Raw genomic sequence first — 26,841 nt, 5'->3', positions numbered from 1 at the left:
GTCGTGTCTGGTCTTCGGTACGGACCACTTTCTCACCGCTCCGCGTCTCGATCCGTTTTGAGACGTCGGGGTGTGCGAACTGCAACCGGTCTCGAGTGGGGTGCGGTCTAACAACCACTTAGCTGTTGTTACGAGGACGAGGAAGGGGACGTCTGAACGTTGAGCGTCTTCTGGATGATTTGCCGCGCCGCCATCGAGGCAAGGAAATACCAGACGATCCACGTCGCCATCGGTCCGAGCAGTGGCTCTTGCCAAGAGACGGCGCCAGCAAGCGGCACGACCAAGCCAGTCTCGCCCACACCGAGGTGGCCGCCGCGAACTTTCCAGCGAAGCCAGAGGAACACGGGAATCGTCAGCAGCATGATCCAGACCATCGGACGGAATTGCAGTTTGAACATCCCGAGTTGGTCCCCCGCCGCCTCCATCTGTTCCGCTTGGATCTGCTCGAGCGCCTCGTCGTCCCCGCGTTCTTTGGCCGCCTCTTTCCGCTCGTTCAGTTCCGCCATCCGTTCCTGATACATCTGCATCGTCTCGTGGTCCATGAGCCGCGCCTGCAACACGGTCGAATACAGGCCCGTGACAATCGCAAGGAGAATAATGACCACGTAGAACGGTACCAGATCGACAATCGGAGCGAGAAGCAGATTGTCGAAGGACGCGATGATATCGCGAATGCCGGTGTTCCAATAACCGGCAAAGAAGGCGAGGGCGGTCACGCCTGCAGCCTTGTCGTACCACGCCCACGACTCGGGGTCAATGTCGTCGACCCCATCCGTCGTGTCTGAGGAGTCTCCGTGTTCCTGAAGCGTCTGCCGAACCTCCTCTGGATTCGCGATGGTGAACCCAGCACCCGCGCTTACAAGAACACCCTCTCGAATCAGCCGTCCCCACTCGTCACTCGACAGCGCATCGCTTACATCGCCCCATTGAAGCTTTTCGCTCCCACCGTCGCTTCGGTCGAATACAACAGCAATCGCCTCACGCACTGCTGGATTCTCGAGAAGCGACTCTAGCTGTTCTTCTGGCATACGCTTGTACGAGGCTCGAATCTAGTCGTTATCAACCCTTCTGTTTGGACGAGTGGAGCGCGACACGGAAGGTGCGAGAAGTCCCGGCTGGTTGGGACGTCCCGTGACGGGTTCTGAGAACACGAGAAACGCGAAACGAGCGCCGATTGCCGCGCTATGATGCCGCTTCCGCGTCCGAGTCGTGCGATACCACTCGCCAGTCGGACGGCGACAGTTCGTGTCCATCGAAACCCTCGTACTCAGGATAGGCCGTGAGGATGAGATACTCCGTGCGCTCGGCCAGATACTCGACGAGGATCTGGACGTTATCGCTGGCAAGCCCACCGAGTCCGTCGAGTAACATCACCGGCAGACGTTCACCGACCTCGAAGGCCTCGTATCCGGCAAGCGCAGCCACGAATCCCAGTAGTTCGCGTTCGCCTTCACTCAGGGCGTCGAGCGCCGCCTCTCGGCCGTCCCGCGCAACGACGAGTTCAAACGTGCTCGTGAGGCGGGCCGTCTCGAATCCCGTCTCGAACGGCTTGAGCAGGTCGTCGAGCGCCGAGGAAAATGCCTCGCGCGTCCGCCGTTTGACCTGCTCTTTTCGGGTTCGGAGGTCGGTGATCTCACTCGTCAACGAGTCGTACTCGCTGTCGAGCATGTCCCGCTGTCCCGCTACCGTCTCCGTGTCCTCGAGTTCGTCGCGAGCGTCAGCCAGTTCCGCCTCGGTGTACTTGATCTCGCTTTCGAGATCAGTGATGCGGTCCTCAGTCGAATCGACAGCCGACCCGAGTTCCTCGATTTTCGATGTCAGATCGTCTCGCCGTTCGCGCGCCGTCTCGAGGTCGGTCTCCACGTCTGCAAGCCGGGACTCGAGGTCAGCAATCCGGTCGGTGAGATCCGTCTCACGGCGGCGTGCGTTCTTGATTTTATCTCGTTTGGTCTCGAGTTCGTCGACCTGCGCTCTGGTGTCTTCCGCTCGTGAACCGAGATCGGTGATCCGGTCGTCGAGTGTGGCTAATTGGGCTTCGATATCCTCCCGCGTCGCGTCAGAACCACAGAGCCAACACGTCATCGAGTCCGCGAGCATCTCGTGTGAGACGTCGGTGAGGAGTTCTACGCGCTCTTCATCCACCACCCGTTTGTTCGCTTCGTACACCGATTGCAACAGCTCCTTGTCGCGTTCGATATCTCGAAGGTCGGCACGGAGACGCTCTAAGGCGCCCGCAATATCGTCGTTGGACGGAACGGTAAGAGCTTCCAGTTCGTCTCGCTGTTCCGAAAGAGTCTCACGAACGCTCTCGGCAGTCGCTTCGAGCCGTTCGATTTTACGCTCCACGCGGTCGCGCTGGGCCCGTCGCTCGCTCAGTTGCTCGCGGGCATCACTGTCACCAGCGGTGTCGTCATCGATGTCGGCACGCGCAGTCCGCAGCTCTTCGAGTTCGGTTGCAAGATCCGTTACGCGTTGTTGTAGCTGTGGCAGGCGCTCGGCTGCGGCCTCCGCCCGTTCACGCTCTCGTTCGACCTGCTCACGTTCGGCCCGCAACTCCGCAATCTGTTCGTCGATATTCTCGAACTCCAGTGGCCGGGTGAGACGGTCCTCTAGGTTCTGCCCGGATCGAACGGCTTGCCGGATCTCGTTGTCCTCGTCGAGGAACGCGAATAGCTCCGCACAGACGCGGTCGTACTCCGCGTCGAGATACGGTTGCCCGGATCGGGAGACAGTGCCGTTCGTTCGTTCTAACTGAACCGTGGTCTCTCCGTCGTCGGTCTGCAGGACGACTTCCCCGGATGATTGCCCCTCAGTCAACGGGGTTGCGGTGCCGAACGCAGTTTTGATACCGGCCAGAAAGCTGGATTTCCCCTGCCAGTTACTCGCTCGAACGGCGTTCACACCCGGTTCGACGTGTGCCTCACCGTGCCGAATGCCAGCGATATTCCTGAGAGAGAGCTGCCACGACATTTCTAGAGAGCACCCATTGCGACACTCTCGACGAGGAGCGACTCTCCAAGGAGAACAGTCTGCAGTGCTTCAACAGCAGCGTACGGGAGTGCAATAGCCGACAACTGATTCTGGACGCGGTCCACGACTGACTCTTCGGAGTCCGGTTCGGAGTGTGTATTGCACACATACCCGCGCTCGACGGCATCCTCGAACGGCACCCGGACTGAACACTCCGGACAACGCAGTTTGACTTGGACATCGACCTGCGCCCGGTCTGCATCCTGTAGTCGGCCCTTCGAGGTAAGCGAAGACAAGACTGACTGCGCTTTTTCCGCGGTTCGTTCGCGGGCCATCTGCACCGTGTTTGCTTCCCAGTCGGTTTCGGCCGGTGTCGTGTCTTTCTCGGCTTCGAGACAGCCCTTGAGGTGATGCCGCATCGTACTCCAAGAGACGAGTTCCGTCTGGACCTCGTCGATATCGAGACCATCCGCAGCAAGGTCGGCCGCGAGTTCGTCCCGCTGGATGTCCGCATCACCGGTGATGACCTCGTACTCACGGTCGAGGTGAACGCTGACGACATCACGGCCGTGTTCTTCGTACACTCGCTTTAGCAGTCGCTTATTGAACCACTCGGTGAGGGCTTTGTATCCGTCGGCAGAACGTCCGTCCGCGCCGGTCCATCGCGCCACGAGATACTCGTCGACCGACTCGTAGCCCGGGTCAGGCACGGTCGGGGCGTGACGCTCGGTGAGGGAATCGACCTTGCATCCCATTGTTTGATTCGAAGATGTGTCTGCCCGCTAATAAGCGTGGTTGCGCGGTCGAGTCGACAAATTCGTCCTGACCGTCCCAACGCTGTTTGCGGGTTTGTCCGTCGCCGTGAGATGTGCGAGGGTGCGACCGGCACACATGGCGGCCCGTGCCCCAATTACGGTCCTGCCGGGCTGTACTGACGCGAATGCGAACGGAGTGATGTACAATAGCCACGAGCAACCCTGCTGCATCGAGGCGAGTCCAAGGACTTTGCGAAGTGTCGAGAAAATAGCAAGCACGACGCTCGTAACTGACTGTGGACCCTGACGACGGCCGTATTGGGTTAGGGGTGGAGAGTGAAACGTCACGTCGTCCGAGTGCCCGATACTGCAAAAACGCTAGCCCCAGCGACAGTGTTGATCGAATCGGAGCAGGCGTTGCAGAGCGAGTTACAACTCTATAATAGTTTATAACGCTCAAAATCTGGCGCTGTCTCGCAGAACTACCATTTTTGTACACTATCTCTTTTCCTTAGATATTTTGGCGTTGGACGGGGATGATCTACCGCCCGCAATCGGGTTCACGGGGTTGCTCTACAGTCCGAAGAGAGTCGAAGTCCCGATGGCGTTGCGGTCGACGAGACCGTAATCTGACTCGATGGCGGGCGATGTTGGCTGTACGCCGTCAGCAGAACGCGTTGCAGTCGACGAACGAGAGCACAACTCTCGTTAGGGCGGTTGATCCGGAAGTGAGGGAATCATCCCATACAACACGTGAACCGACGGAACGAACGTCATCGCTTACTCGCGTGTGAATTACGTGGACAACACGACGTCGATGACGCGATTCCCCTGAACGCCACCTGCCGTCGCCACAGCCTCGATTTCGGGGACGAACACTACGGGAATCGGAACGACGGAGAACGTATCGTTTAAAGTATAACTCAGTGAACTACCAATTTTTCGAACTGTATCGGTAGCGCCAATATAGAAACAGTAGACGAGTGGTTTAGATCGTTCGGCTTCGCATGGAACAGACTCATCCGAAGAGCGCCATCGAGAATCGCCGAACGTTTAATGTGATTCCGTGACACAGACGGGGGCATGGTTGAAGCGTTCGTGAGACTGCTCTGCCCGGAGTGCGGCAAGGACTGGGAGGACGGACCGACCGACCTGCCCGGCCATCGGAAGAACTTCAGCTGTCCGACGTGTCACGCGACGCGTCGGCTTGCGGAGTTCATGCGGACCGAACGCGACCTGGAACTCGTCAAACAGTTCGAGTGATCAGATCTCCGAAACGGCGGAGAGCGCACCGCAGGCGTCACACTTCAGCACCGTCGCCCCCTGTTCCTCGACCAGTCGGGTGTCGGGCGACCCACACTCGGAACACGTTACGAACGTCTCGACGTACTCGTCGAGGGCGTCGCTCGCGCGAGACTGTTTGAAGTCGCCAGTGAACCGAGCGCGGCCCCGGTCGTCGATACTGGCGCTCGTCCCCAGTTCCGACTGGAAGAACTTGAGAAGGTGGTCCTGGTCCCGGTTCAAGCGGTCGTGTGTCTCGGCGAAGTTCTCGTAGATGGTCACGTTCCCCTCGGGACGGACCTCGGGGTCGGGCACTTGGAACCGCTCGACAGCGTCGTTGATCTCCGGCGTCTCCGTCAGCGCCCGGTCGAGACTGTCGTCGTAGTCCATACGCCCAGTTGACTACCGTGACGACTAAAACGTTTCAGGACCCGTGCGGATCAGAACGCTGGGCGTGTGGGCAGGTTACATGGAACACGCGAGAGACGACCGTCGCGAGCCATAGGTCACGGACAATTATCGAGGCGCATGTTAACTCCACTCAAGATAATAATATAACCTTCCACTCGCTATGGAGTGTTGTTATGAAAAAGCAGGAGCTCATTCACCTGCACGGCCTCCTGGCCGAGGTAGAGAAACAGTGTGCGGCGTGGCATGACGGCGAAATCGATCTGACGGCGTACGAGGAGATGGGGGTACGACCTACATCTATTCATAAGTCCAAGACTGACCACAAGGCGGCCGTTTTCAAGCTGGCGAACGGCATCACTTCCTCTCTGGACACGTCTGAGGAGCGCGTCGCGCCACACGCGGACTAAACACGTACGGCGCAGTCCCGCGGTGTACCCGAACCGACCAGCGGCGGCACCGGCGGTTACTCGTCGACGAGTTCCTCGAACTCGGGGATGAGGTCTTCGTCACCGTCCTCGTCGGCCGATGTGTCGCTCTCGTCGTCCTCGCTTTCCTCCTCGAGGCGCTCGACAGACAGGACCGTCAGCGGGACGTTCTCCAGTCGCTGACCGATCTCCTTGCGCGCGATACGGGAGGCGTGTTCCTCCTGTTCGACGTTGAACACCGTCATCTCGAGTTCGAGGGCCACGAGTGCCTCGTCGGCGGCGATAAACGCCGGGGGAAGCTCCTCGCCCGATGGCGAGGTTCGTGACCCCATTTCGATCTCCACGTAATTGAGGTCCGGGTTCAGCATCTCGCCGGTCTTGGCGATACCGATCCTGATCGCCTCGTCCGGGGTCTCTACATCGTACACCGGAACCGCTGCCTCGACGACGACTCGACAGTCCATACCACACTGAAATTGTATTTCCACCGTCATGAACCTTCGGCCGCACGGCGTCGGCGGCGGCGCCGCTTGTGGACCGACCGACGCCGCCTCGGTGTGTCATCTATTTCAATACTTGTTCAACTGTATTTTCTCATACGGCGATCAAATCCGCCTTTGCCGCCATATTTCTCTTTTTCTCTACCTGTTAGTTGAGTATCGGTACAATTAATTTCGGCGAGAGCGTCCGTTGAGATGATGGCACAAGGGACCGACCGGCTCCGACGATATCTGGCGGACGAACTCGGAGAGTGTCGTAGCGAGGACGTAGAGCGCCGACTCGACGAACTCGGGACGCTCGAAGCGGCGCTCGGGGCTGCGCGAGTCGACGCCGAACTCGACGTGCTCTCGGCGCTCGCCAACGAGACGCGCTACACCCTCGTCCGGGTGCTCGTCGCCGCGGGCGAGGAACTCTGTGTCTGTGAACTACACCCAATCGTCGACGTGAGCGAGAGCGGCCTCAGTCACGCTCTCTCACGGCTCGTCGACGCGGGGCTGGTGGAGGGACGAAAGGACGGCCGCTGGAAGAAATACCGAGCGACCAACCGCGCCGTCGCGCTCGTGACGCTACTCGACGGGAGCGTCGGCGATGAGTAACGCACACGACCACGGGCCACACTGCGGCTGTGAGAGCTGTGGCGACCCGCGTTCGATGGACGTCCTCGATAAGTATCTCACCGTCTGGATCTTCGGGGCGATGGCCGTCGGTGTCGGCCTCGGCTTCGTCGCACCGTCGGTGACGGAACCCATCCGAGACTTCCATCTCGTCGAAATCGGCCTCGTCGTGATGATGTACCCGCCGCTGGCGAAGGCGGATTACTCGCAGCTTCGCTCCGTCTTCAGCAACTGGCGCGTCCTCGGACTCAGCCTCGTCCAGAACTGGGTGATCGGCCCGACGCTGATGTTCGGGTTGGCAGTGATCTTCTTCAGCGGACTCGTCCCCGGCCTGCCGGCCCGTCCCGAGTACTTCCTCGGTCTCGTGTTCATCGGGATGGCCCGCTGTATCGCGATGGTGTTGGTCTGGAACGAACTCGCCGAGGGGTCGACGGAGTACGTCACCGGTCTCGTGGCGTTCAACAGCCTGTTTCAGATCGTTACCTACGGCGTCTACGTCTGGGTGTTCGGTCTCGTGCTCCCCCCGTTGTTGGGCATGGAATCGCTCGTCGCGGGAATCACAGCCTTCGACGTCTCGCCGGGGCAAGTGTTCGAGGCCATCGTCGTCTTCCTCGGGGTCCCGTTCGCGGGTGGGTTCCTGAGCCGCTACGTCGGGACCCGTCTCAAGGGCGAAACGTGGTACGAAACCGAGTTCGTTCCGCGGATCGATCCGCTGACGCTCGTCGCGTTGCTCTTTACCGTCGTCGTGATGTTCGCCACGCAGGGCAGAACCATCGTCGCCTCGCCGGGCGACGTGCTGTTGATCGCCGTCCCCCTCACGGTCTACTTCGTCGTGATGTTTCTCGTGAGCTTCGGCATGGGACGGGGCATCGGCGCGGACTACTCGACGACGACGGCCATCGGCTTCACCGCCGCCTCCAACAACTTCGAACTCGCTATCGCCGTCGCCGTCGCCGTCTTCGGTGTTGGCTCCGGCGTCGCCTTCGCCACCGTCGTCGGGCCGCTGATCGAGGTCCCCGTCCTGCTAGCACTGGTTAACGTCGCACTGTACTTCCAGCGCCGCTACGAGTGGGGTGAGAGTGCCGGAACGACGGCCGCGGAACCGACGACCGACTCATGACCACCGATCCGATCCGTCTCGCCTTCGTCTGTGTCCGGAACGCGGGCCGCTCGCAGATGTCCGCCGCGTTCGCCGAGCGAGAGCGTGACCGCCGGGGCCTCGACGTCGAGATACTGAGCGGTGGCACCGATCCCGCCGGTCACGTCCACGACGTCGTGGTCGACGCGATGAGCGAGGTCGGGATCGACATAGCCGACCGGACACCCCGAGAAATCGGCACCGCGGAGCTTCGGACCTGCGACTACGCCGCCACGATGGGCTGTTCGACACTCGACGTGGACGCGGTCCGCGACGAGGTCGACGTCCGCGACTGGGCGCTCGACGACCCCGGAGGGGCCGACCTCGACCGGGTGCGGGAGATCCGCGACGAAGTCGACCGCCGCGTGATCGCGCTGTTCGACGAGATCGAATAGGGCCGGGTCACTCCCCGCCGGCCCGGAGGTAGTAGAACAGATACGTCTGTGCGTAGCCGGCGTACTCGCCCCCGAGGCGTTCGCGGATCGCCCGTGAGGTCTCGGCGTAGGAGCCGCGGTCGCAGTCGGGGTAGTGGTCGGCGATGGCCGAGCGGATCCACGTATCCAGCGGCACCGCCTCCAGATAGCCCAGCGAGAACAGCAACACGCAGTCTGCCACCTTCTCGCCGACGCCGACGAAGCGCGTGAGATACTCGCGGGCGTCCTCGTACGAGCGGTCGCCGGCAGCCGCCGGCGTCGCCTCACCGTCGGCGACCATGGTCGCCGTTCGCCCGACGTAGGGGGCGCGGTAGCCGAGTTTTAGCGCCCGGAGTTCCTCCTCGGTGCGGGCGGCGAGTTGCGTCGGTGTCGGGAAGGCGTGGTACGTCCGGCCGTCGACCGAGAGCGTGTCGCCGTACTCGGTGGCGAGCGCCCGCTGCATACCGTGGATGCGCGAGACGCGCATCTGTGCCGAGCAGATAAACGAGATCAGGCAGGGAAACGGCGGGTCGCGAACCAGTCGCATGCCCCGATAGGCCTCGTACGCGCGAGCGAGCAGCGAGTCGTCGGGGGTGGCCCCGAGAATCGCATCGAGGTCGTCGTCGAGGCGGAGCAGGTGGGTGAGGATCGGGACAGCGTCGGTCGTCGACTCCCACACCAGTCGCTCGTCGGCCTGTCGCACCCGGACAACTGCCCGGTCGTTGCCGACGGCGTCGAGCGGCGGAACGACCGTCTCGTACCACGCGTCGCCGCCGTGGGCGACGTCACGTTCGTACATCCCCCCATCGGCTCGGGTCCAGAGGTAGCTCTGCCCGCTCTCGACGGTCGCCTGCAGGTCGAAGGGGCCGTCGAGGGTATCGAGTGGGATGGCGCCGCGTTCCATGCGGTCGGGTTGGCCCGGCGGGGTTTCCCGGTTTCGCTTCTACTTCTCGTAGGCGGCGTCGAGTGGTGGGGCTTCGACGCCGCGGTCGGCGCGGTAGTCGGCGGCCACGGCGAGCACCGCGACGCCGAGACACTCCCACAGCACGAGAGCGGGGACCACCGTCGACAGCGGGTCGCGAACGAGGACGGTGTCGGCGACCACGCCGTCGAGGGGCGGCGTCCACCGCGCGAAGCCGAGTGTCGTGGCGGGGTCGAGAGTGACGACACGCGCGAGGATGACCGCCGTCGCGGCGACGGCGACGGCGGCGACGACCGCCAGAGCGACGACAGGGGGGCGAAACAGACACCGACGGTACAGCCCCGGGCGGAGAACGGGGAGGAAGCCGGCGGAGACGGCGAGGGCGGCGTAGCCGAGAAAGATCCCGGCGAGCGCAAGGTAGAGGGCGTAGCCGACCAGATCCAGGGCGACGACGACGCCGGCGAGGAGGCCAGTCGTCGCCAGCGCGGGGTCGGGCACGCCGGGCCGAGTGGCCCGGTCGAGTCCGGGAACCACCTCGGCGACGCCTCGGAGCGTCCGGGTGGGGAGCCACACCGTCGCGAGCGCAGCCCCGAGAGCCGCGAGGGTCGTCCCGGGGACGAGCAGGTGCCGAGGGGCGGTTCCGAGGGCGCTCGCGGCCGCCTCGGCGAACGGCGCCGACGCGAACACCAGCCGCGCCCAGGGGATGACACCGAGGGTCACCAGCGCGGCGAGAGTCGTGACGGCACCCACGAGCAACACGCCGACGAGGAGCGCCCGGGGAACGGTCCGGCGGGCGTCGGCGACGAGCGCGGACGGGGCGGCGGCGGCCTCGAAGCCGGCGAAGCCGAACAGCGCGGCGACGGCCGCGCCGCCGAGAGTCGGCAGCGGTCGTTCTTGGAGCGGGGGCGTCGGCAGGAGCGGCCGGAAGTTGTCGGGGGCGACGGCCGTCGCCCCCGCGGCGAGCATCCCGGCGAGAAACACGAGGAGCGTCCCGGTGAGCCACAACTGGGCGCGCCCTGCCGTCGCCGGGCCGAGGGCGTGGACGAACACAAGCGCGGCGAGGACGGCCAGGGCGGCGGCGGTGGGGGTGACGGGTAGGAGAGTTGCGGCCGCGTCACCGAGGCCAGCCACGATGGCGGCGAGGACGGCCACGTAGGCGCCGACGGTGGGCCAGGCTGCCAGAAACCCGACCGGGCGGGACCCCCAGGTTCGGGAGACGGCGAGGTAGACGAGGCCGTCCCGGGCGGCGAGGGGGCTGGAGAGGTAGACGGCGGCAGTGACGGCGACCGAACAGGCCGCGAGCGTCCCGACGAGGTAGGCAAGCGGCGTGGCCGGACCACCGAGATTTTCGACGCCACTCGGGAGGGCGAACACGCCCGCGCCCAGCGGGAGCGCGATGGCGAGGGCGACGGCGTGTCGTGGCGCGAGTGGGCAGGTCGTGTGCACAGTTCGCATGGGAAGAGAAGCGAAAAATAACTTGCGCGGCTGGCCGGAGCCGCGTGTTCGATAGTATTATTCCGCTCGTCCGACTTCGACCGGTATGAGCGAAATCGTAGTGACGCTTCCCGACGGGTCGGAGCTCTCCGTCGCGGAGGGGTCGACGGTGGAGGACGTCGCCTACGAGATCGGCCCGGGCCTCGGACGCGACACGGTTGCGGGCGTCGTCGACGGCGACCTCGTCGACAAGGCCACCCCGCTCGAGGACGGTGCCGACCTCGTCATCGTCACCGAGGACAGCGACGAGTATCGTCGTGTGTTGCGTCACTCGGCGGCACACGTCTTCGCACAGGCCCTCCAGCGACGCCACCCAGAGGCCAAGCTTGCCATCGGGCCGCCGACCGACGACGGCTTCTACTACGACGTGACGAACGTCGACCTCGACAGCGAGGACATCGCGGAAATCGAGGCGGAGGCCGAGGAGATCATCGCCGAAGATCTGGAGATCGAGCGCGAGGAACGTCCGCGCGCGGCGGTCCTCGAAGCGTACGAGGACAACCCGTACAAGCGGGACATCCTCGAGACCGAGGCCGCCGGCGAGGACCCCGTGAGCGTCTATCGACAGGGCGAGTTCGAAGACCTCTGTGCGGGCCCGCACGTCGAGTCGACCGGCGAGATTGGTGCGTTCACGCTGCTGAACATCTCGTCGGCGTACTGGCGAGGAGACGAGGACAACGACACGCTGACCCGGGTGTACGGCACGGCCTTTGCCGAGGAAGAGGAGATGGAGGCCTACCTCGAACGCCGCCGTGAGGCCGAGGAGCGCGATCACCGGAAGCTCGGCCAGGAACTCGACATCTTCTCCATCGACGAGACGACCGGACCGGGGCTGCCGCTCTATCACCCCAACGGCAAGCGAATCCTGGACGAACTCGCGGCCTTCGCCCGCGATCTGAACCTCGATGCGGGGTACGAACCCGTCGAGACGCCACACCTCTTCCGGACGGAGCTGTGGAAGAAGTCGGGACACTACGAGAACTACGTCGACGACATGTTCCTCCTCGACGTGAACGACGAGGAGTACGGCTTGAAGCCGATGAACTGTCCGGGCCACGCCACCATCTTCGACCAGCAGTCGTGGAGCTACCGGGACCTGCCTGTCCGCTACTTCGAGGACGGCAAGGTGTACCGCAAGGAACAGCGCGGCGAACTCTCGGGACTCTCCCGCGTGTGGGCGTTCACCATCGACGACGGCCACGAGTTCGTTCGCCCCGACCAGATCGAAGCGGAGGTGACGCTGGTGATGGACAACATCGTCCGCGTCTTCGAGACGTTCGGACTCGACGCGCAGGTGGCACTCGCCACCCGACCGGAGAAGTCCGTCGGAAGTGACGAGATTTGGGAGCGCGCCGAGTCACAGCTCCGGTCGGTGCTCGAGTCCCGCGACATCGAGTACGATGTCGAGGAGGGCGACGGCGCCTTCTACGGCCCGAAGATCGACTTCGCGTTCGAGGATGCCCTCGGCCGTGACTGGGACGGCCCGACCGTCCAACTCGACTTCAACATGCCCGAGCGCTTCGACCTCACGTACACCGGTGAGGACAACGAGGACCACCGCCCGGTGATGATCCACCGCGCGCTCTATGGGAGTTACGAGCGATTCCTGATGGTGCTCATCGAACACTTCGACGGGAAGTTCCCGCTGTGGCTGGCCCCCGAACAGGTGCGGATCCTCCCTGTCAGCGACGACAATCTCGGCTACGCCCACCGCCTCGCGAACGAACTCGACGACTTCCGGGTCGAAATCGAGGACCGCTCGTGGACCGTCGGCCGCAAGATCCAGCAGGCCCACAGCGACCGCGTGCCGTACATGCTCATCATCGGCGACGACGAGGAGTCCACGGGAACCGTCTCGGTTCGGGACCGGAACGAGCGAGAGCGCAAGGACGTCGACCGGGAGGCCTTCGCTGCCCACCTCCGGGCGGAACGCGACGAAAAGCGGATCGAGCCCGACTTCCTCGATTAGAACATCGCGCGGTTTTCGTCGTCAACGAGGTTCGGAAGTCGATAGCGGGCGTCGGCGGTGAACTGGTGTTGTGTCATGTGAGCCGGATCGACAGGGGTCTCTCCGGTCGTACCGTTCGTCTCGGCCGTCCATCGGCCGTCGGTGAGCGTCGGTTCGGTGCGTGTGTCGGTCGTCGATTGCTGGTGTGTGCTCATGTGGAGACTGCAACGCGGCGGCGGTCGAACATCGATACCCGTCGGTGGAGAAATCAGTCGCGTACGGGTACGATGTGCGAGTGCATCAGTTCAAACGAGCGGCCGATTGTTCATAAAAGTTCCTGTTTATTCTGTGTGTCGGCGAACGATGGCGGGTGTCAGTTCGATTCGGCGGACGGAATCTCAGAGGCGGCGATAAGCAGACGGCCATCGTCGAGGGCAGTGACCAGTTTCGACTCGGTGAAAGTGCTGCCGTCGGCCCGGAGTCCGGTACTCCGACCCGTCCACTCTCCGCCCCCCTGGACGACCGGTAACACGTGCGTGCGGATGTGTTCGACCGCCTCCTTGGGGTGGAGTGCGGTCCAGTGTTTGCCCTGAATCTCCGCCGGTTCGTAGTCGTAGACGGCGGCGTAGCCGGGATCGACCCGGTCGAACCGCTCGTCCGGTCCGACGACGCCGACGGCATCGGTCGCCGTCCCGGCCTCGGGAGCGAATCGGCCATCCGTGCCGGTCGCGTGTTCGACCCGCCGGAGTAACAGGGTGTACTGATCGGTTCCGACCCCCTTCCGGAGGTAGTCGGTCACGCCGGCGCGGACGATTTCAGCGGCCACATCGCCCGTTTCCTCGCCCGAGAAGAGGAGAAAAGGGATCTCGGGATGGGTCTCCCGAACCTCCCCGAGTAGGTCGATGCCGCCGGTCCCGGGCATCCGGTAGTCACTGACGATACAGTCGAAGTCGTCGTCGCCACGGAGTTGGTCGAGGGCGGCCGTCGCCGACGTGACCGTCGTGACACCGCAGTCGACCGACTCCTCGCGTTCGAGATAGAGCTGGACCAGCTCACCCAGCGCCGCATCGTCGTCCACGTGGAGAACGGAGAGGTCCAAATCCGAATCGCCCGTCGTCATGTATCGAGTGAGGGCGACACGAGCATAAATCCGCCGCAACACCACTGTTACCCCATATCGTACGGCTTCGGCGTCGTCCCGTCGCCGGTATCCTCACTGCGGTCAGTGAGCGACCCGTCGACAGCCGTCTCACAACCCTGGTTCTTTCGCATGTTTAAATATTCGCAGAATATTTTAGGCTTACTAGTACTAATATGTATATCTACGGTACATTCATATGATTTCTCCTCGACACGTAGACGTATGTTCGAACAACTTGGACGCGGAGTGATGGCGGTGCGAGTCGGGGCGACGGTCGTGGCGGTCGGACTGTTGGTGTTGACCGCCGCCGGAGCGGGGGCGACGGTCGGCGGGGGTCACGCCCCGGTCGGTGAGCACTCGGCCGACGGAGCGACGCCCGTACAGGTCTACGAACACGAGACCGACGCCGGCGAGACGCTCCATACGATCGAACTCGCGCCGACGGCGGTCGATCCCCCGAGCGATGATGTCCTCGGCGTCGTCGTCCTCCCTGAGCAAGACCGTGTCTGTCGAGCGGTCGCCGGCGAGAGCTACGCCGCCGAGGGCGCCGGATGCACGCAGGACGCATCGACGGTCGAGGCGTACTTGGACGCCGCCGGCGTCGAACGCACCGAAGACGGAGCCTACGCGGTCTGAAGCGTCGGCCGCGGCGGGTGTCGAAGGGACTCAATTCCGACAACCTCACGCGCACCCCGCCCACAGCAAGGTGCTAAATCACCGCAGTAGTGCCATTAGGAAACCAGCAACAACCACGAGAATTCCCAAGCGTAGGTAGATCGGAGTCATTGGGCCCCACAAACGAAAGAGTGGCAATAATTATCAAAACACCAACACCGACGGCGGTCTCGCTTTTGAACACAACCGAGGATTCACACCTGTCGCCACTCCATCACTTCGTCAACCACGATTACGTCGTAAATGAAAACGCCCCAAGAGAAGTTTCCCGATTTTCCGAGTTGCTGTTAGCGGCTAACGCTCTCCCCAACACCACGCCGAAAAATGGTGTCGTAACCCACTACAACCCACCGCACACCGACTGCGTCCGCGCCGGAAACGGTACGACAGAGGTGTACAGGTGTCGGTTAAAGCACTTCTACCGAAGAAAGCATCCACAACCTGAATCAACTCACGGGCCGCAGATTGCACGAGTTCCCCCTCTGGCGGAAGGAGAATAGAGAGCTGATTCCGACAGCTCACTCAGCGGCCGTCTCCTCCGCCGTAAGATCCCGCACTACCCTTTTGACGACCGACGGAAGCGCCTCGTACCGCCTCGGTCGACGGAGGTACCGAACCGGCGAGGCGTCGATAACCGTCGAACACTGCTGGAAGCCGGTCGGGGTCATCCGATCTTCGGACAGGAACCCGTCGTGGAAGGTGCGCTTGACCACCTGAAAGAACTGCTCGGTTCCGGCGAGCGACTCGATCGCCACCGACTCGCCCTCAGCAAGCAGGTAGAAACAGCCGACCGGAACTGTGTCCGCGACTGGAGTGAGGTTCAAATACTGTTTCTCGGAACGCGCCGACTGGTTGGACGTGGCCGTCTCGTCGATGTCGAGGGCTGCCACCACCTCCGGTTCGAGTCGTAACTGTGGGACACCAGAGAGAACAGTCGGGGCACCGTCACCGGGCCGAATCCCGACGATGTCGTCCGCCAGAACGGAATGGCCCTGCAGATGAAACGCCGCCGCAGTCGTCGACTTGCCCGTCGACCGCGATCCCAGGAAGATGGCCGCCTGCCCGTCGATAACGACGGCACTCGCGTGCAACACCACCGAGCCACGCTGGAGCAACGCGACGGGGAGTGCCTTGTTGTAGACGATCCGACGAACGTATTGGTACTGTCGCAAGTCGGACGAGTGGAGGTCGTAGAGTATCTTGTGACCGTCGACGACCGCAAACGCTCCCACGGAGTCGAACCGAACCGTGTTCAGGTCGACAGTGTCGTCGGCCGAGGCGCAGAGTGCCTCGACGTCACCGGTCCGAATGACGATGTCGGGTGACCCGCGAACCGAATCGACGCCGTGCAGTTCGGGCAGAGACAGGTCCGACTGGATCGTCAGTCCGTACGCCCGGTAGTGGCTCAACTCGTCGCTCACGACTCGATGGTTGATTCTCCCGGACATAGTCGTTTCTGCCACCGCCGCATCGACATCGCAGCCCGCCGGTCCGTCTGCGGACTCGGCTGCCAACCGCTTCGGTGGTCGCACTTGCGTCCCTCCCGCGCGTGTCGAATAGGTACCTCTGCTTCGAATGGCGATATCGTCTCTTGACCGAACTGACCGGCCGCGGTTCCGGGAATCTGGGTCCAGTGGTTGAGCACAACTCTACCGACCTCATCGCCAGTTCCCGTTCGTCGGTCCGCTTCAGGCCTCCTCGCCTTCGCCGCCGTTGCCGTTAGGTTAGTTACCCTTGTGGTTGCTGTTGCCGTTGCTGTTGCTATTGCTGTTGCCGTTACCGTTGCCGTTACTGTGGCCGTTGCCGTTGCCGTTACCGTTGCCGTTACCGTGGCCGTTGCCGTTACCGTGGCCGTTGCCGTTACCGTGGCCGTTGCCGTTACCGTGGCCGTTGCCGTTACCGTGGCCGTTGCCGTTACCGTGGCCGTTGCCGTTACCGTTACCGTGGCCGTTGCCGTTACCGTTACCGTGGCCGTTGCCGTTACCGTTACCGTGGCCGTTGCCGTTAACCGGTGATCCCATCCACATCGTTCCCACACCGGCACCCCCCAAGCCGACGATGCTGAAATTCTCGACCGTCTCACGCCGGGTAATCCGTGGCGTCTCGTACTCGTCTTTTCCCATGATTAACATGATAACGAGAGGATGTTATTAATCCTTCCTTGATTCGCGGAATCTACCGCACGAAGAACGGCCTTGGAGGGAGTTGAACCACGGTCACGCCGCTTCGTTCGTTCCCTGATTCAACGCTCTCGTACACCGTCCGCGCGACACGGCACTTAGCGTCGGTCACGCCGGCCGCTCCGCTCATCGCGTAGTGTCGCGCAGAAGCGGGCCGGGAGGGAGTTGAACCACGGTCACTCCGCTTCGCTCCGTTTCCTGATTCAACTCCTTCCTGCCGGTTCCCTCACCGCCTCGTTGTCACTCGGCGGTTCGATGCACGGGCCGGGAGGGAGTTGAACCCCCGACCGACGGATTAAGAGTCCGTCGCTCTACCTGACTGAGCTACCGGCCCTACGGTATTCGCTATCGGTGGGCCACTAAAAGGCGTTTCCCTTCGTCGTGGTGGGAAGAAGGGACGATGTTAAGTGAAGCGACTCGATAGGTCGGATTGCATGAGTAACGCGGCCCCCGTGTCGACGATGTCTTCGTACGCAATCCTCGGTTGCGGGAGCGTCGGTCACGCCGTCGCCGAGGACCTCACGGAGGAAGGCAAGAACGTGTTGATCCTCGACCGGGACGAGAGCCGCGTCGAAGCGCTCCGCGATCAGGACCTTGACGCCCGGCAGACGGACATCCGCGACGAGGAGGTGGCGGAGTTGGTCGCCGACCGTGATATCCTCCTGATTCTCGCCTCGGACGTCGAGGCGAACAAGGCCGCGGTGTCGACGATTCGGGACCGCGGCGGCGATCAGTTCATCATCGTGCGCGCCTCCGACCCGGTCTCGGAGGACGAACTCACCGAGGCGGGCGCGGACGTGGTGATCAACCCCTCGCAGGTGATCGCCGAATCGGCGTTGCGGACCTTGGAGACGGGAGAACTGGAGTACAAGGCAAAACAGTTGGCGGACATCTTCCACTCGGGGGCGGACGACCTCGCCATCCTCACCCACGACAACCCCGATCCGGACTCCATCGCCAGTGCCGTCGCGCTCCAGGCTGTCGCCGCCGCCCACGACGTCGAGGCGCACATCCTCTATCACGGCGACATCGGCCACCAAGAGAACCGGGCGTTCGTCAACCTCCTCGGGATCGAACTCCTGCCGCTCTCGGACGTGGAGTCGCTCGACGACTACGACCTACTCGCACTCGTCGATCACATGAAGTCGGGCGACATCGGGCTGGATTCGGGCGTCGACATCTTCATCGACCACTACGAACCCGAATCGGAGTACGAGGCCGAGTTTATGGACGTGCGGCCGAACGTCTCGTCGACGTCGACCATCCTCACGAAGTACATCCAGGAGTTCGATCTCTCGCCGAGCGAGGCGGTGGCGACGGCGCTCTTGTACGGTATCAGAGCCGAGACGCTCGATTTCAAGCGCGACACCACGCCCGCGGACCTGACGGCCGCGGCGTATCTCTACCCCTTCGCCAACCACGACACGCTCGAACAGGTCGAGTCGCCGTCGATGTCGCCCGAGACGCTGGACGTACTGGCGGAGGCCATCCAGAATCGGCAGGTTCAGGGAAGCCACCTCGTCTCGAACGCGGGGTTCATCCGCGACCGGGACGCCCTCTCGCAGGCCGCCCAGCATCTCCTGAACTTGGAAGGAATCACGACGACGGCCGTCTTCGGCATCGCCGACGACACCATCTACCTCGCCGCTCGCTCGAAGGACATCCGCATCAACATCGGCAACGTTCTCGACGACGCCTACGGCAACGTCGGGGAAGCCGGCGGCCACTCCACCCAGGGTAGCGTCGAGATTCCGCTGGGCCTCTTTACCGGTATCGAGGCCAGCGAGGACAACCGTGACACGCTCCTGTCGCTCGCCGAGGAGGCGGTCCGCAAGAAGCTATTCGACGCGATGGGTGTCGAGAGCACCGCAGGCGAGGCGACAAACGGGAGTTAAGCGACGACGTCCTCGTCTTCGTCGTCCTCGTCGAGGCGTTCGACCACGTCGTTGATCAGGATCACGTCACCCACCGCACGAACCCACCGGTAGGGGATCATCACACCCTTTCCGGCTTCGATCCGTCCGGCAAACAGCTCTTGGCTCAGTTCGCCGAGTGCGAGTCCCGTGACCGACTGCTGACCCAGGTCGAGGCGGACGTCTTCGACCTCTCCGACGAAGACTCCGTTGTTCGAATACACCTCGCGCCCGACGAGCGTCGTAATCTCCTGTGGCGTGCCGTCCATATGCACTCCCTGTTGGTGATGGGTCTTAATAGTTCGCGGACCGCCTCGCGGCGCTCGGACGAGGACGCGAACCGCGGGGTCACTTCCGGACGAGAAGCACGAGGACGACGAGGAGCAACCCCTGTGCGACCTTGTCGACGGCGCCGAGCGTCCCGACATCGCTGGGGAACGACTTCGGGCCAGCGGCGAAGTTGAGGTAGTACCACAGGACGATCTGTCCGGCGGTAAAGGGAATCCCGAGGCGGTAGAGAAGCCCCCGCCGGTAGTTCACGACGACAGCGGCGCCGGCGGCGAGGAACACGACCCCGGCAAACAGGAACGACAGGCCGAGCGGTTCGGGGACGAAGCCAACGCCGAGTCCGATGTGGAGCAGTCCGCTGACAACCGCCAGCGCCACGCCAGCGTAATGCAGCGGTCCCAGCGTGTCCGGATCGACGAGTCCGGAGTTCGTCGCGGTGCTCATACCCGTATTCAGGGCGGAACGCGCATAAAATCACGTGCCCGAGTCCCAGGGCCGTGTGTTCGAAACGGACGCCGACGGTGTCGCCGCGGGTGGGACCGGTGGCTACGGCGGGGCAATCAACTCGACGGGGTGTCGAGAGGGGCGGGCGAGCAAGGCGTCGAGTTGCTCCAGACAGGAGGTGCCACTCGCGACGACCGTCCGGTCGCGCGTCTCGGGGGTCGAAAACTGCTCGGCCAGATCCTCACCCACATCCATGCTCAACTCGTAGTAGGTGTCCTTGTAGCCGAAGGAGCCAGCCATGCCACAACACTCCACGTCGGAGGTGGCCACGTCGTAGCCGAGGTCCTCGAGGACGGTGACGGTGTGGGCTTCGAGACCGAGCGTCCGCTGCTGGCAGTGGGCGTGATAGGCCACGTCGTGGCTGTCACCTGAGCGGAGCGGGTCGGCGTCGGCTCCGTTCTCCAGCAGGCCGTAAACGTACTCCATGACCTCGTAGCTGCGCTCCTGAAGCCGCTCGGCGGAGGCCGCCGGAAGGAATCGCTCGTACTCCCGGTCGAACATCGCGAGGTCGGACGGTTCGATCACGACCACGTCGCGCCCGGCGTCGACGTGTTCGGCGAGAGCGCCGTAGACGTCGTGGGCGTGCTCCTCGGCGGTGGCGATCATCCCCTGTGACAGGGGGGCACGGCCACTGGACGGGACCGACGGGACCCGCACGTCGACACCCAGCGCTTCGAGGGTCCGGACTGCGGCTTTGCCGCGTTCGACCTGGACGTGGTTGGTGTAGACGTCGGGATAGAGGACGACTTCCCGCGTCGGGTCGGACACCGTGGAGGCGCGGCGCTCGAACCAGTCGACGAGGGTCTCCCGTTGGAACTCGGGGAGGTCACGGCGGGCATCGACGCCGGCGACGCGTTCGAGTGCCCATCGGGCGGGCGCGGTGTCGGCGAGCCAGTTCGAGACGGGCGCGGTGGCGCTCCCGAGTTTCGCCAGCGTCTCGAAGTTCCCGAAGAGGCGCTTATCCAGGTCCAAGCCGCTGGACTCCGCGTCGGGGGTGAGTCCCTCGACGAGGAAGTCAGTCCCTTCCGGCTCCTCGCCGCGGTTGATCCGGTCGCGGACCACCGTGTTGATCCAGGGGATGTCGATCTTGGTGGGACAGCCGTTGACACACCGCGAACAACCGGTACAGAAGTCGTTGAACTCGGCGGCGGTGTCGAGTCCTTCGATGCCCGCCTCCCAGCCGGTACCGATGCCGCCGGAGTACGTCTCACCGCCGAAGGCGTGGCCGCCGACGTGCTGGAAGTTGGCACAGGAGTTCGAACACTGCCCACACCGGATGCAGTACAGCGTTTCGCGGAGTTGCTCGTCCTCGCGCATCGCCATGCGGCCGTTGTCGATGAGGACGAGGTGGAAGTCGCGGTCAGAATCGCGCTCCGAGAGCGGCGTCTCGTCGTCGTCAAAGTCGAGTGTCGGGGAGTCGACCGGCGGGGTGAGAAGCGAGACGTACGCCGTGAGATCCTGGCCCGTGCCGGAGCGCGCGAGGAGTTCGAGGAACGGCGAGAGGTCGTCCGTCGAGGGGACGATCTTCTCGACACCAGTGACGGCGACGTGGGTATCGGGCGTGACGGCACACTTCCGGGCGTTGCCCTCGCTGGTGACGATAGCCATCGTCCCGGAGTCGGCGGCGACGAAGTTGGCGCCGGTCATGCCCACGTCGGCGTCGCGGATGCGTTCGCCGAGCCGTTCCCGGGCGAAACTGGTGAGTTCGTCCGCCGTCTCGGGCGGATCGTCGGGATCGAATATCGTCTCGAACAGGTCGGCGATGCTCTCCTGCGAGCGGTGGATGGCGGGGGCGATCAGATGCGAGGGCGTCTCGTCGGCTAGCTGGACGACCCACTCGCCGAGGTCGGTCTCGACGACGTCGACGCCGTCGTCTTCCAAGGCGTCGTTGACATCGAGTTCCTCGGTGGTCATGGACTTGCTCTTGACGACGCGCTCGGCGTCCTCGTCGTCGGCCACCTCCCGGATATACTGGTTTGCGTCCGCGGCGTCGTCGGCGAGATAGAGGGTGCCGCCGTTCGCCTCGACGGACTCACGCAACTGCTCGATCAGTTCCGGGAGTCGCTCGATGGCGTCCTCCTTGATCTCGCGGGCGCGGGTCCGGAGTTCCTCGTAGTTCTCCAAGTCGGCCACCGCCGCCTGACGCTTGCGGTTGAACCCCTTGGTGTTCTCCTCGATGGCTGGGCCCTCGGTCGCCATCAGCCGCCTGATCTCGGCGGCCTTGTCGCCACGGCCCTTACTCATCGAGCATCACCACGTGGACGGCCTCGGGACCGTGCGCGCCGAGGACGAGTTCACCCATGTCGGCGGTGGCGCTCGGCCCGGTGCCGACGATGGCGCTGGCGGCGTCCGCACGAGCCGTCTCACCGAACCGATCCAGGGCTTCGGGGAGGTCCGGGAGGACGTCGCCCGCGCGAATCACGGGAACGTGCAGTTCGGGGTAGAGGGAGACGGGTTCGGCGCCGTCGGCGGTGGAAGGGAGGAAGACGCTCCCGTAGTTGGCCACGCCGAACGAGGCGGGGGTGACGCCGGTCGCCGCCCGCTCTAGGGCCGCAGGCGTCGGATCGACGGCCACGCTGTCGGGATACGCGACATCGAAGGGGAGGGGGGTGCCGACCGCGGGGGCGCGGACGACACCGTCGAGCGTCGCCGCAAACTCGTCGGTTGTCGTCCGGGTGAGGGCGACCCCGAGTTCGTCGAGGGCGTCCTCGAACGTCGACAGTGGGTTCGTGGTCGTGGTAGCCATATGCACGGCGTTTGGGGCGCGCCGGCTTTGTAGCTTCGGTCCGGCGGCGGCTCACCGGAACGCCCGAGGGCGGTCGAGGGCCGCGACGGTGCCCGCCGCCGCCCGCTTCGCGCGGATCGAGCGAACCACCGCGTACGCCTGCACGAGTGCGTAGCCGGCCCAGAGGACGTACCCGCCGGGAGCGCTTCCGACGACGCCGACGGCGGTTCCGAAGGCGTCGAGACCGGCCGTGACCGCCGTCTCGCCGAGCAGGAGGACCGAGAAGTAGCCGTAGAATCCGGAGGCCCACCAGAGCACGACGACCCGGCTCCATCCGGGCTGGAGGTGTTCGGGGAGCCGTCCGGTGTTGACGAGTAGCGTCAGGAGCGTGTAAGGCCACATCATCAGCCCGGAGAGGGCGGCGCCAACGACGAGCAGGAAGAAGGGGTCACGGTCGCCGAGCGGCGCCGAGAACAGGAGGATGACGATCACCCCCCAGACGGTGAAGGCGGTGAGCAACCACCAGAACAGACGGGAGAGGTCCCACCCCGCGTCGCGGGCGAACGCCTCGTAGACGGCGTCCGCGGAGTTGCGGACGAACGACTCGACGATGGCGTACTCGGTAGTAAAGAGGGCGAGAAAGAGCAGAAGAAAGACCAGCAGCGCCCCGAATCCGCCGATTGCGGGGGCAATCTGCCCGAGCCACATATCGAGGGCGTTGGCCTCGACCCCGGGGGCGTGGCGGTGGGCAACGGCCATCAGCACCGTCGCCACGAGCAACAGGCCGAGAACGAACGTGAGCAGGTGTTCGGCCTGGATCACCCGCCACCAGCCGCGCCAGCGGCGGAGGTTCAACTCCGTGGGGCGGAAGGTGAAGCCGTTTCGGTGGATGGCCTCGGGGTCGTCACCGCTGAAGGGGTTGTGGACGCGGCCCTGATAGTTGCCCATGGCGTAGCCCTTCTCGCGGGCCCAGAGGCTCTGTGAGAGGTTGAGGTAGCCGCCGGCGCCGGCGAAGGCGAGACCACCGAGGAAGACCGCCACGTCCATGTTCGGGGGGAGGGTTCCCACACCGCCGAGTGCCGTCGGCAGGGCGGTGAGTTCGCCGGCCGCACCGCCGACGGCCGCAAGCGCGAGCGCCGTGACGATGGCGAGCGTGAGCAGCCCGATCTGGAACGCCTCGACGGCGTTGTACATCACCGACGACGCCTGGTAGGAGCCCCAGACGAGGAGCATGAGGCCGATAGCGAGGGGTTTCCAGACGGGGAGGCCGAACAGTGTCGATCCGGCGACGCCGATTGCGGTGGCCGCGACCTGTGCGGCTCCGGCGGCCCAGCCGGGCCATCCGAGACTGAGGAGACCGGCGACGAGGAAGACCCACGGCCACGCGCGGTGGACGCGGACGTACGAACGAAAGACACTCTCACCGGTGGCGAGCGTCCACCGCTGGAGTTCCGTGTTGACGAAAAACTGCGTGAGGACGCCGACCCAGAACGCCCAGTAGAGCCCCCAGCCGTGGCGAGCGATCAACCCCGGCCAAAACAGCGTCTCGCCGCTCCCGAGCGACGCACCGAGCATGATGGCGCTCGGGCCGACGATGTGACGGAGGCGGGGCACGCGCGGCAGTTCGGCCAGCCGGAAGGCGCCGCCGGTCCCGCGGTCGGGGTAGTCGACCGTCTCGGGCGCGCGGTCCAGGTCGTCGTAGGGGAGTGGGCAGTACCACGTCCCCCGGTACTGTCGGCCCTCGACCGCGGAGGCGTACACCGGGGCATCGGCGTCGCCCTCGTCGGTCGGGTCCACGGAGTCCGCGGACGCCGCGTCGTCGTCACCCACGGCTACCCCCGCCGCGTGATGTCGGGCGGTCGCTGGGCGTCGACGCTCCCATCAGTTCCGACTCAGGAAGCGCGCGAGAAAAACGAACCGATCAGTCGCCGCCGAGGAAATGCCAGAGGTGACCCCGCTCGGCCGGCGGGTCGACCCCCGGTAACCCCTTCAGCGCCGGCTGGATGGCGTTCCACCACGACTCGGGCGACTCGTAGCCCGCGGGGTGCTCGTGGTACACGTCCCGGAGAAAGTCGGCCTTCTTTGCCTCGGGGTGGGCAGCCAGATAGTCGTAGGCGGCCGACAGTGCCTCGCGGCGAGCCTCCAAGGTCGGCCCGCTCCCCGGCAACTTCGCCTCGCGGATGGCGTTGGCAACGGCGAGCGGTCGGCCGTCGGTCGCAGAGTCGTCGTCGGGCGACGGTTGGGACGACGCCCGCTCCATCGGCACCCACCAGACACGACTCCGCGCGCCGACTTTCCGCGTCTTCAGCCGCCCACGCTCGACGAGCGTCTCGAGTTTGTTGTGGGCCGTCCGCCGCGAGCAGTCCACCGCCGCCATCACGTCGCCGGCGGTGAGCGGCCGCGCCAGGTCGTCGCGTTCGTCGAACACCTCCAGCACCGCCTCCGGCGGGATGCGGTCGGCGTACTGGCCGTCGTCGTTCCGCGCGCGGTCCTCTCCGGCCATGGTCGACCCTTTACACACGAGGACAAAAGCCTTCGCACTCGTGTGAACGTCGGCACACACGAGTGAAGAGGGTAGTACACACGTGTGTTGTGGATGTGGGGTCGGTCGAGAGAAACCCACTGAAACCCGCCCTTTCGTCGGTTTTTTCGATTCAGTCGAGAGATCAAGAGTGTGAGAACCACTCCCGAGTCACGCCGTATCCATCACGAAAAGCGAGGAACGATGGATATATATCGGGGCAGACGGTGGCAGGGAACGATGCCAGAACGATCTGCGAACGGTCGTGGAACGAATCGACGGGTGGCCGACGGGGGTGTGCGATGGCACTAGCCGATATCGCCATCGCCATCGCACCGCTGGCGGTCATCGCCTACCTGATGGTCGGGCGGTTCTGGCCCGCGACGCGGGCGATGCCTGTGGCGTGGGTCGTCGCCATGGTCGCCGGCTACGCCGGGTGGAACATGTCGCCGGCCTGGATCGGTGCCGCCACCGTCAACGGCTTCATCACCGCCGCAAGCATCCTCTGGATCGTCTTCGGGGCGATCCTGTTGCTCTATACGCTCAAACAGACCGGTGCGTTCGATGCCATCAACCAGGGCTTTGCCTCCATCAGCGACGACCGCCGCGTCCAGGTGGTCCTGCTCGTCTTCCTGATGGGCTCGTTCATCGAGGGCGCGGCCGGCTTCGGGACGCCGGCGGCCATCGTCGGCCCCCTGCTGGTCGGTCTCGGTTTCCCGCCGCTTGCGGCCGTTGTGGTTGCGCTCACCGGGAACCTGATGGCCGTCACCTTCGGCGCCGTCGGAACCCCGCTCATCATCGGCATGATCGACATCTTCGCCGACGTCGAGGTCATCTCCTCGGCTGTCACCGCTCAGGGCATGACCATCGATGGCTGGGTGGCCGACATCGCGGTGTGGGCCGCCTCCTTCCACGTCGTCGTCGGCGCCGTCCTGCCGTTCATCGGCGTGGCGATGATGACCCGCTTTTTCGGCGAGGAGCGCTCGATCAAGCCCGCTCTGGAGGTGTTGCCGCTCACCCTCTTTGCGTGGGCCTCCTTCGCGGTCCCCTACTGGGCGACGGCATACTTCCTGGGGCCGGAGTTCCCCGGACTGATCGGCGCGATGGCCGGCCTGTTCATCACGGTCGGCGCCCTCAAGGCCGGCTTCTTCCACCCCGACGACGAGTGGGACTTCGGTGACCAGTCGTCGTGGCCCGACCACTGGGTCGGCGAGATCCAGCCCGGCGAATCCTCCAGTCGCGAGGCCAGTGTTGCGGCCGACGGCGGCGCAGTGCAGACGATGCCGCTCTGGAAGGCGTGGACGCCGTACGCCCTCGTCGCGGCGCTGCTGGTCGTCACGCGCGTCGTCGACCCGGTGACGGGCTTCCTCCAGTCGACGCTCGTCCTGCAGTGGGGGTCGATCTTCGGAACGTCGCTGTCCGGATCGCTCGCGGTGTTGTATCTCCCCGGCGCGGTGTTCGTCGGCGTCCACCTGCTGACGATTCCCATTCACGGGATGTCGAGCGACGAGATCACCGGTGCGTGGAGCGAGACGATAGAGAAAGTGACTCCCGCAGTCATCGCCCTGCTGTTCGCGGTGGCCACGGTCCAGATCATGCTCCAGTCCGGCACCGCCACCGGCACCGACGGGATGTTGATCGTCCTCTCGGACGCGATGGCGAACCTCGCCGGCGGGGTCTACCCCTTCTTCGCGTCGCTCGTCGGCGCCCTCGGTGCCTTCCTCGCGGGGTCGAACACCGTCTCCGACATTCTCTTTGGCACCTTCCAGTACGGCGTCGCCGACCAGATCGGCTTCCCGCGCACCATCATCCTCGGCGCGCAGGCCGTCGGCGGTGCCATCGGCAACCTCATCGCCGTCCACAACGTCGTCGCGGCGCTCGCCGTCGTCGGACTCGTCGGCGAGGAGGGCCGTGTCATCCGCTACGAACTCATCCCGCTCACGTACTACGCGACGATGACCGGAATCCTGACCTTGCTATTCGGGTACGTGCTGTTCCCCGGCACGTTCTAGTACCCGGAAT

The 26,841-nt window shown here is 64.4% G+C and carries 26 protein-coding genes and 1 tRNA gene; 9 read left to right on the top strand and 18 right to left on the bottom strand.

The window, feature by feature from the left end; translation table 11 throughout:
• Nucleotides 1-128: 128 nt before the first annotated feature.
• The 3 genes from NO878_RS15545 to rdfA all read right to left on the bottom strand — a co-directional run bounded on the left by NO878_RS15545 (nt 129) and on the right by rdfA (nt 3,725).
• Nucleotides 129-1,028 carry a DUF106 domain-containing protein gene (locus tag NO878_RS15545; RefSeq protein ID WP_256406880.1) on the bottom strand — a complete coding sequence of 300 codons (900 nt, stop codon included), beginning with the start codon at nt 1,026-1,028 and terminating at the stop codon, nt 129-131.
• A 154-nt stretch (nt 1,029-1,182) separates the two neighbouring features.
• Entirely contained in the window at nt 1,183-2,970 is a 1,788-nt protein-coding gene (locus tag NO878_RS15540; protein ID WP_305882766.1) for an archaea-specific SMC-related protein, read from the bottom strand.
• 2 nt (nt 2,971-2,972) lie between these two features.
• A complete protein-coding gene (gene rdfA / locus NO878_RS15535; protein WP_256406878.1) occupies nt 2,973-3,725 on the bottom strand; it encodes a rod-determining factor RdfA in 753 nt (250 codons plus the stop codon).
• Nucleotides 3,726-4,808: 1,083 nt separating this feature from the next.
• Here rdfA and NO878_RS15530 point away from each other — a divergent pair.
• Nucleotides 4,809-4,988 (top strand): DUF7836 family putative zinc-binding protein, encoded by a 180-nt coding sequence (locus NO878_RS15530; protein ID WP_157690605.1) that lies wholly within the window; start codon nt 4,809-4,811, stop codon nt 4,986-4,988.
• On the opposite strand, the gene NO878_RS15525 is transcribed toward NO878_RS15530, so the two are convergent.
• Entirely contained in the window at nt 4,989-5,396 is a 408-nt protein-coding gene (locus NO878_RS15525; RefSeq protein WP_256406877.1) for a translation initiation factor IF-2 subunit beta, read from the bottom strand.
• 194 nt (nt 5,397-5,590) lie between these two features.
• Between NO878_RS15525 and NO878_RS15520 the strand changes: the two genes are divergently transcribed.
• Nucleotides 5,591-5,824, top strand: a complete 234-nt coding sequence (locus NO878_RS15520; protein WP_157690602.1) for a UPF0058 family protein — start codon at nt 5,591-5,593, stop codon at nt 5,822-5,824.
• A gap of 56 nt (nt 5,825-5,880) precedes the next feature.
• Here the strand turns inward: NO878_RS15520 and NO878_RS15515 are convergent, their stop codons facing one another.
• Nucleotides 5,881-6,306: a DUF555 domain-containing protein gene (locus NO878_RS15515; protein WP_256406876.1), complete on the bottom strand. Its 426-nt coding sequence runs from the start codon at nt 6,304-6,306 to the stop codon at nt 5,881-5,883.
• 234 nt (nt 6,307-6,540) lie between these two features.
• Here NO878_RS15515 and NO878_RS15510 point away from each other — a divergent pair, with 234 nt between their 5' ends.
• The 3 genes from NO878_RS15510 to NO878_RS15500 are packed head-to-tail and all read left to right on the top strand — an operon-like array spanning nt 6,541 to nt 8,490.
• Complete coding sequence (locus NO878_RS15510; protein ID WP_256406875.1) at nt 6,541-6,939, top strand: ArsR/SmtB family transcription factor; 399 nt, start codon at nt 6,541-6,543, stop codon at nt 6,937-6,939.
• A complete protein-coding gene (gene arsB, locus NO878_RS15505) occupies nt 6,932-8,077 on the top strand; it encodes an ACR3 family arsenite efflux transporter (protein ID WP_305882765.1) in 1,146 nt (381 codons plus the stop codon). The genes NO878_RS15510 and arsB overlap by 8 nt, the downstream gene beginning before the upstream one ends.
• A complete protein-coding gene (locus NO878_RS15500) occupies nt 8,074-8,490 on the top strand; it encodes an arsenate-mycothiol transferase ArsC (RefSeq protein ID WP_256406874.1) in 417 nt (138 codons plus the stop codon). Before arsB ends, NO878_RS15500 begins: the two co-directional genes overlap by 4 nt.
• A gap of 7 nt (nt 8,491-8,497) precedes the next feature.
• Here the strand turns inward: NO878_RS15500 and NO878_RS15495 are convergent, their stop codons facing one another.
• Together NO878_RS15495 and NO878_RS15490 are read right to left on the bottom strand one after the other, a co-directional pair.
• A complete protein-coding gene (locus NO878_RS15495; RefSeq protein WP_256406873.1) occupies nt 8,498-9,412 on the bottom strand; it encodes a DNA-3-methyladenine glycosylase family protein in 915 nt (304 codons plus the stop codon).
• A 39-nt stretch (nt 9,413-9,451) separates the two neighbouring features.
• Nucleotides 9,452-10,876 (bottom strand): APC family permease, encoded by a 1,425-nt coding sequence (locus NO878_RS15490; RefSeq protein ID WP_256406872.1) that lies wholly within the window; start codon nt 10,874-10,876, stop codon nt 9,452-9,454.
• A gap of 94 nt (nt 10,877-10,970) precedes the next feature.
• Here NO878_RS15490 and thrS point away from each other — a divergent pair, with 94 nt between their 5' ends.
• Nucleotides 10,971-12,893 (top strand): threonine--tRNA ligase, encoded by a 1,923-nt coding sequence (thrS, locus tag NO878_RS15485; RefSeq protein ID WP_256406871.1) that lies wholly within the window; start codon nt 10,971-10,973, stop codon nt 12,891-12,893.
• On the opposite strand, the gene NO878_RS15480 is transcribed toward thrS, so the two are convergent.
• Entirely contained in the window at nt 12,890-13,087 is a 198-nt protein-coding gene (locus NO878_RS15480; protein WP_256406870.1) for a hypothetical protein, read from the bottom strand. The genes thrS and NO878_RS15480 overlap by 4 nt on opposite strands.
• Before the next feature lie 158 nt (nt 13,088-13,245).
• A complete protein-coding gene (locus tag NO878_RS15475; protein ID WP_256406869.1) occupies nt 13,246-13,992 on the bottom strand; it encodes a response regulator in 747 nt (248 codons plus the stop codon).
• A gap of 243 nt (nt 13,993-14,235) precedes the next feature.
• On the opposite strand from NO878_RS15475, the gene NO878_RS15470 reads away from it, so the two are divergent.
• Nucleotides 14,236-14,649 carry a hypothetical protein gene (locus tag NO878_RS15470; protein ID WP_256406868.1) on the top strand — a complete coding sequence of 138 codons (414 nt, stop codon included), beginning with the start codon at nt 14,236-14,238 and terminating at the stop codon, nt 14,647-14,649.
• Nucleotides 14,650-15,206: 557 nt separating this feature from the next.
• On the opposite strand, the gene NO878_RS15465 is transcribed toward NO878_RS15470, so the two are convergent.
• From NO878_RS15465 to NO878_RS15455, 3 genes are all read right to left on the bottom strand, one after another.
• Complete coding sequence (locus NO878_RS15465; RefSeq protein WP_256406867.1) at nt 15,207-16,109, bottom strand: hypothetical protein; 903 nt, start codon at nt 16,107-16,109, stop codon at nt 15,207-15,209.
• A gap of 303 nt (nt 16,110-16,412) precedes the next feature.
• Entirely contained in the window at nt 16,413-16,811 is a 399-nt protein-coding gene (locus tag NO878_RS15460; RefSeq protein WP_256406866.1) for a hypothetical protein, read from the bottom strand.
• Nucleotides 16,812-17,128: 317 nt separating this feature from the next.
• Nucleotides 17,129-17,202: transfer RNA gene (locus NO878_RS15455), tRNA-Lys, on the bottom strand.
• A gap of 100 nt (nt 17,203-17,302) precedes the next feature.
• Between NO878_RS15455 and NO878_RS15450 the strand changes: the two genes are divergently transcribed.
• Nucleotides 17,303-18,763, top strand: coding sequence for a DHH family phosphoesterase (locus NO878_RS15450; protein ID WP_256406865.1), 1,461 nt, complete (start codon nt 17,303-17,305; stop codon nt 18,761-18,763).
• On the opposite strand, the gene NO878_RS15445 is transcribed toward NO878_RS15450, so the two are convergent.
• From NO878_RS15445 to NO878_RS15420, 6 genes are all read right to left on the bottom strand, one after another.
• Complete coding sequence (locus tag NO878_RS15445; RefSeq protein ID WP_256406864.1) at nt 18,760-19,050, bottom strand: PRC-barrel domain-containing protein; 291 nt, start codon at nt 19,048-19,050, stop codon at nt 18,760-18,762. The genes NO878_RS15450 and NO878_RS15445 overlap by 4 nt on opposite strands.
• A 79-nt stretch (nt 19,051-19,129) precedes the next feature.
• A complete protein-coding gene (locus tag NO878_RS15440) occupies nt 19,130-19,513 on the bottom strand; it encodes a hypothetical protein (RefSeq protein WP_256406863.1) in 384 nt (127 codons plus the stop codon).
• A 102-nt stretch (nt 19,514-19,615) separates the two neighbouring features.
• Entirely contained in the window at nt 19,616-21,817 is a 2,202-nt protein-coding gene (locus tag NO878_RS15435) for an LUD domain-containing protein (RefSeq protein WP_256406862.1), read from the bottom strand.
• A complete protein-coding gene (locus NO878_RS15430) occupies nt 21,810-22,319 on the bottom strand; it encodes an LUD domain-containing protein (protein ID WP_256406861.1) in 510 nt (169 codons plus the stop codon). The genes NO878_RS15435 and NO878_RS15430 overlap by 8 nt, the downstream gene beginning before the upstream one ends.
• A 51-nt stretch (nt 22,320-22,370) precedes the next feature.
• Nucleotides 22,371-24,128, bottom strand: coding sequence for an Nramp family divalent metal transporter (locus tag NO878_RS15425; RefSeq protein ID WP_379823365.1), 1,758 nt, complete (start codon nt 24,126-24,128; stop codon nt 22,371-22,373).
• Between the two features lie 91 nt (nt 24,129-24,219).
• The gene (locus NO878_RS15420; protein ID WP_256406860.1) at nt 24,220-24,801 is read right to left on the bottom strand and encodes an ArsR family transcriptional regulator; all 582 of its coding nucleotides are present in this window, start codon (nt 24,799-24,801) and stop codon (nt 24,220-24,222) included.
• Nucleotides 24,802-25,121: 320 nt separating this feature from the next.
• On the opposite strand from NO878_RS15420, the gene NO878_RS15415 reads away from it, so the two are divergent.
• Entirely contained in the window at nt 25,122-26,831 is a 1,710-nt protein-coding gene (locus tag NO878_RS15415; RefSeq protein WP_256406859.1) for an L-lactate permease, read from the top strand.
• Nucleotides 26,832-26,841 lie beyond the last annotated feature (10 nt).

The organism is Haloplanus ruber, from assembly GCF_024494725.1.
Lineage (GTDB): Archaea > Halobacteriota > Halobacteria > Halobacteriales > Haloferacaceae > Haloplanus > Haloplanus ruber.
Note: the sequence above shows the minus strand (reverse complement) of the source record. Positions and strands in the feature narration are given on the sequence as shown.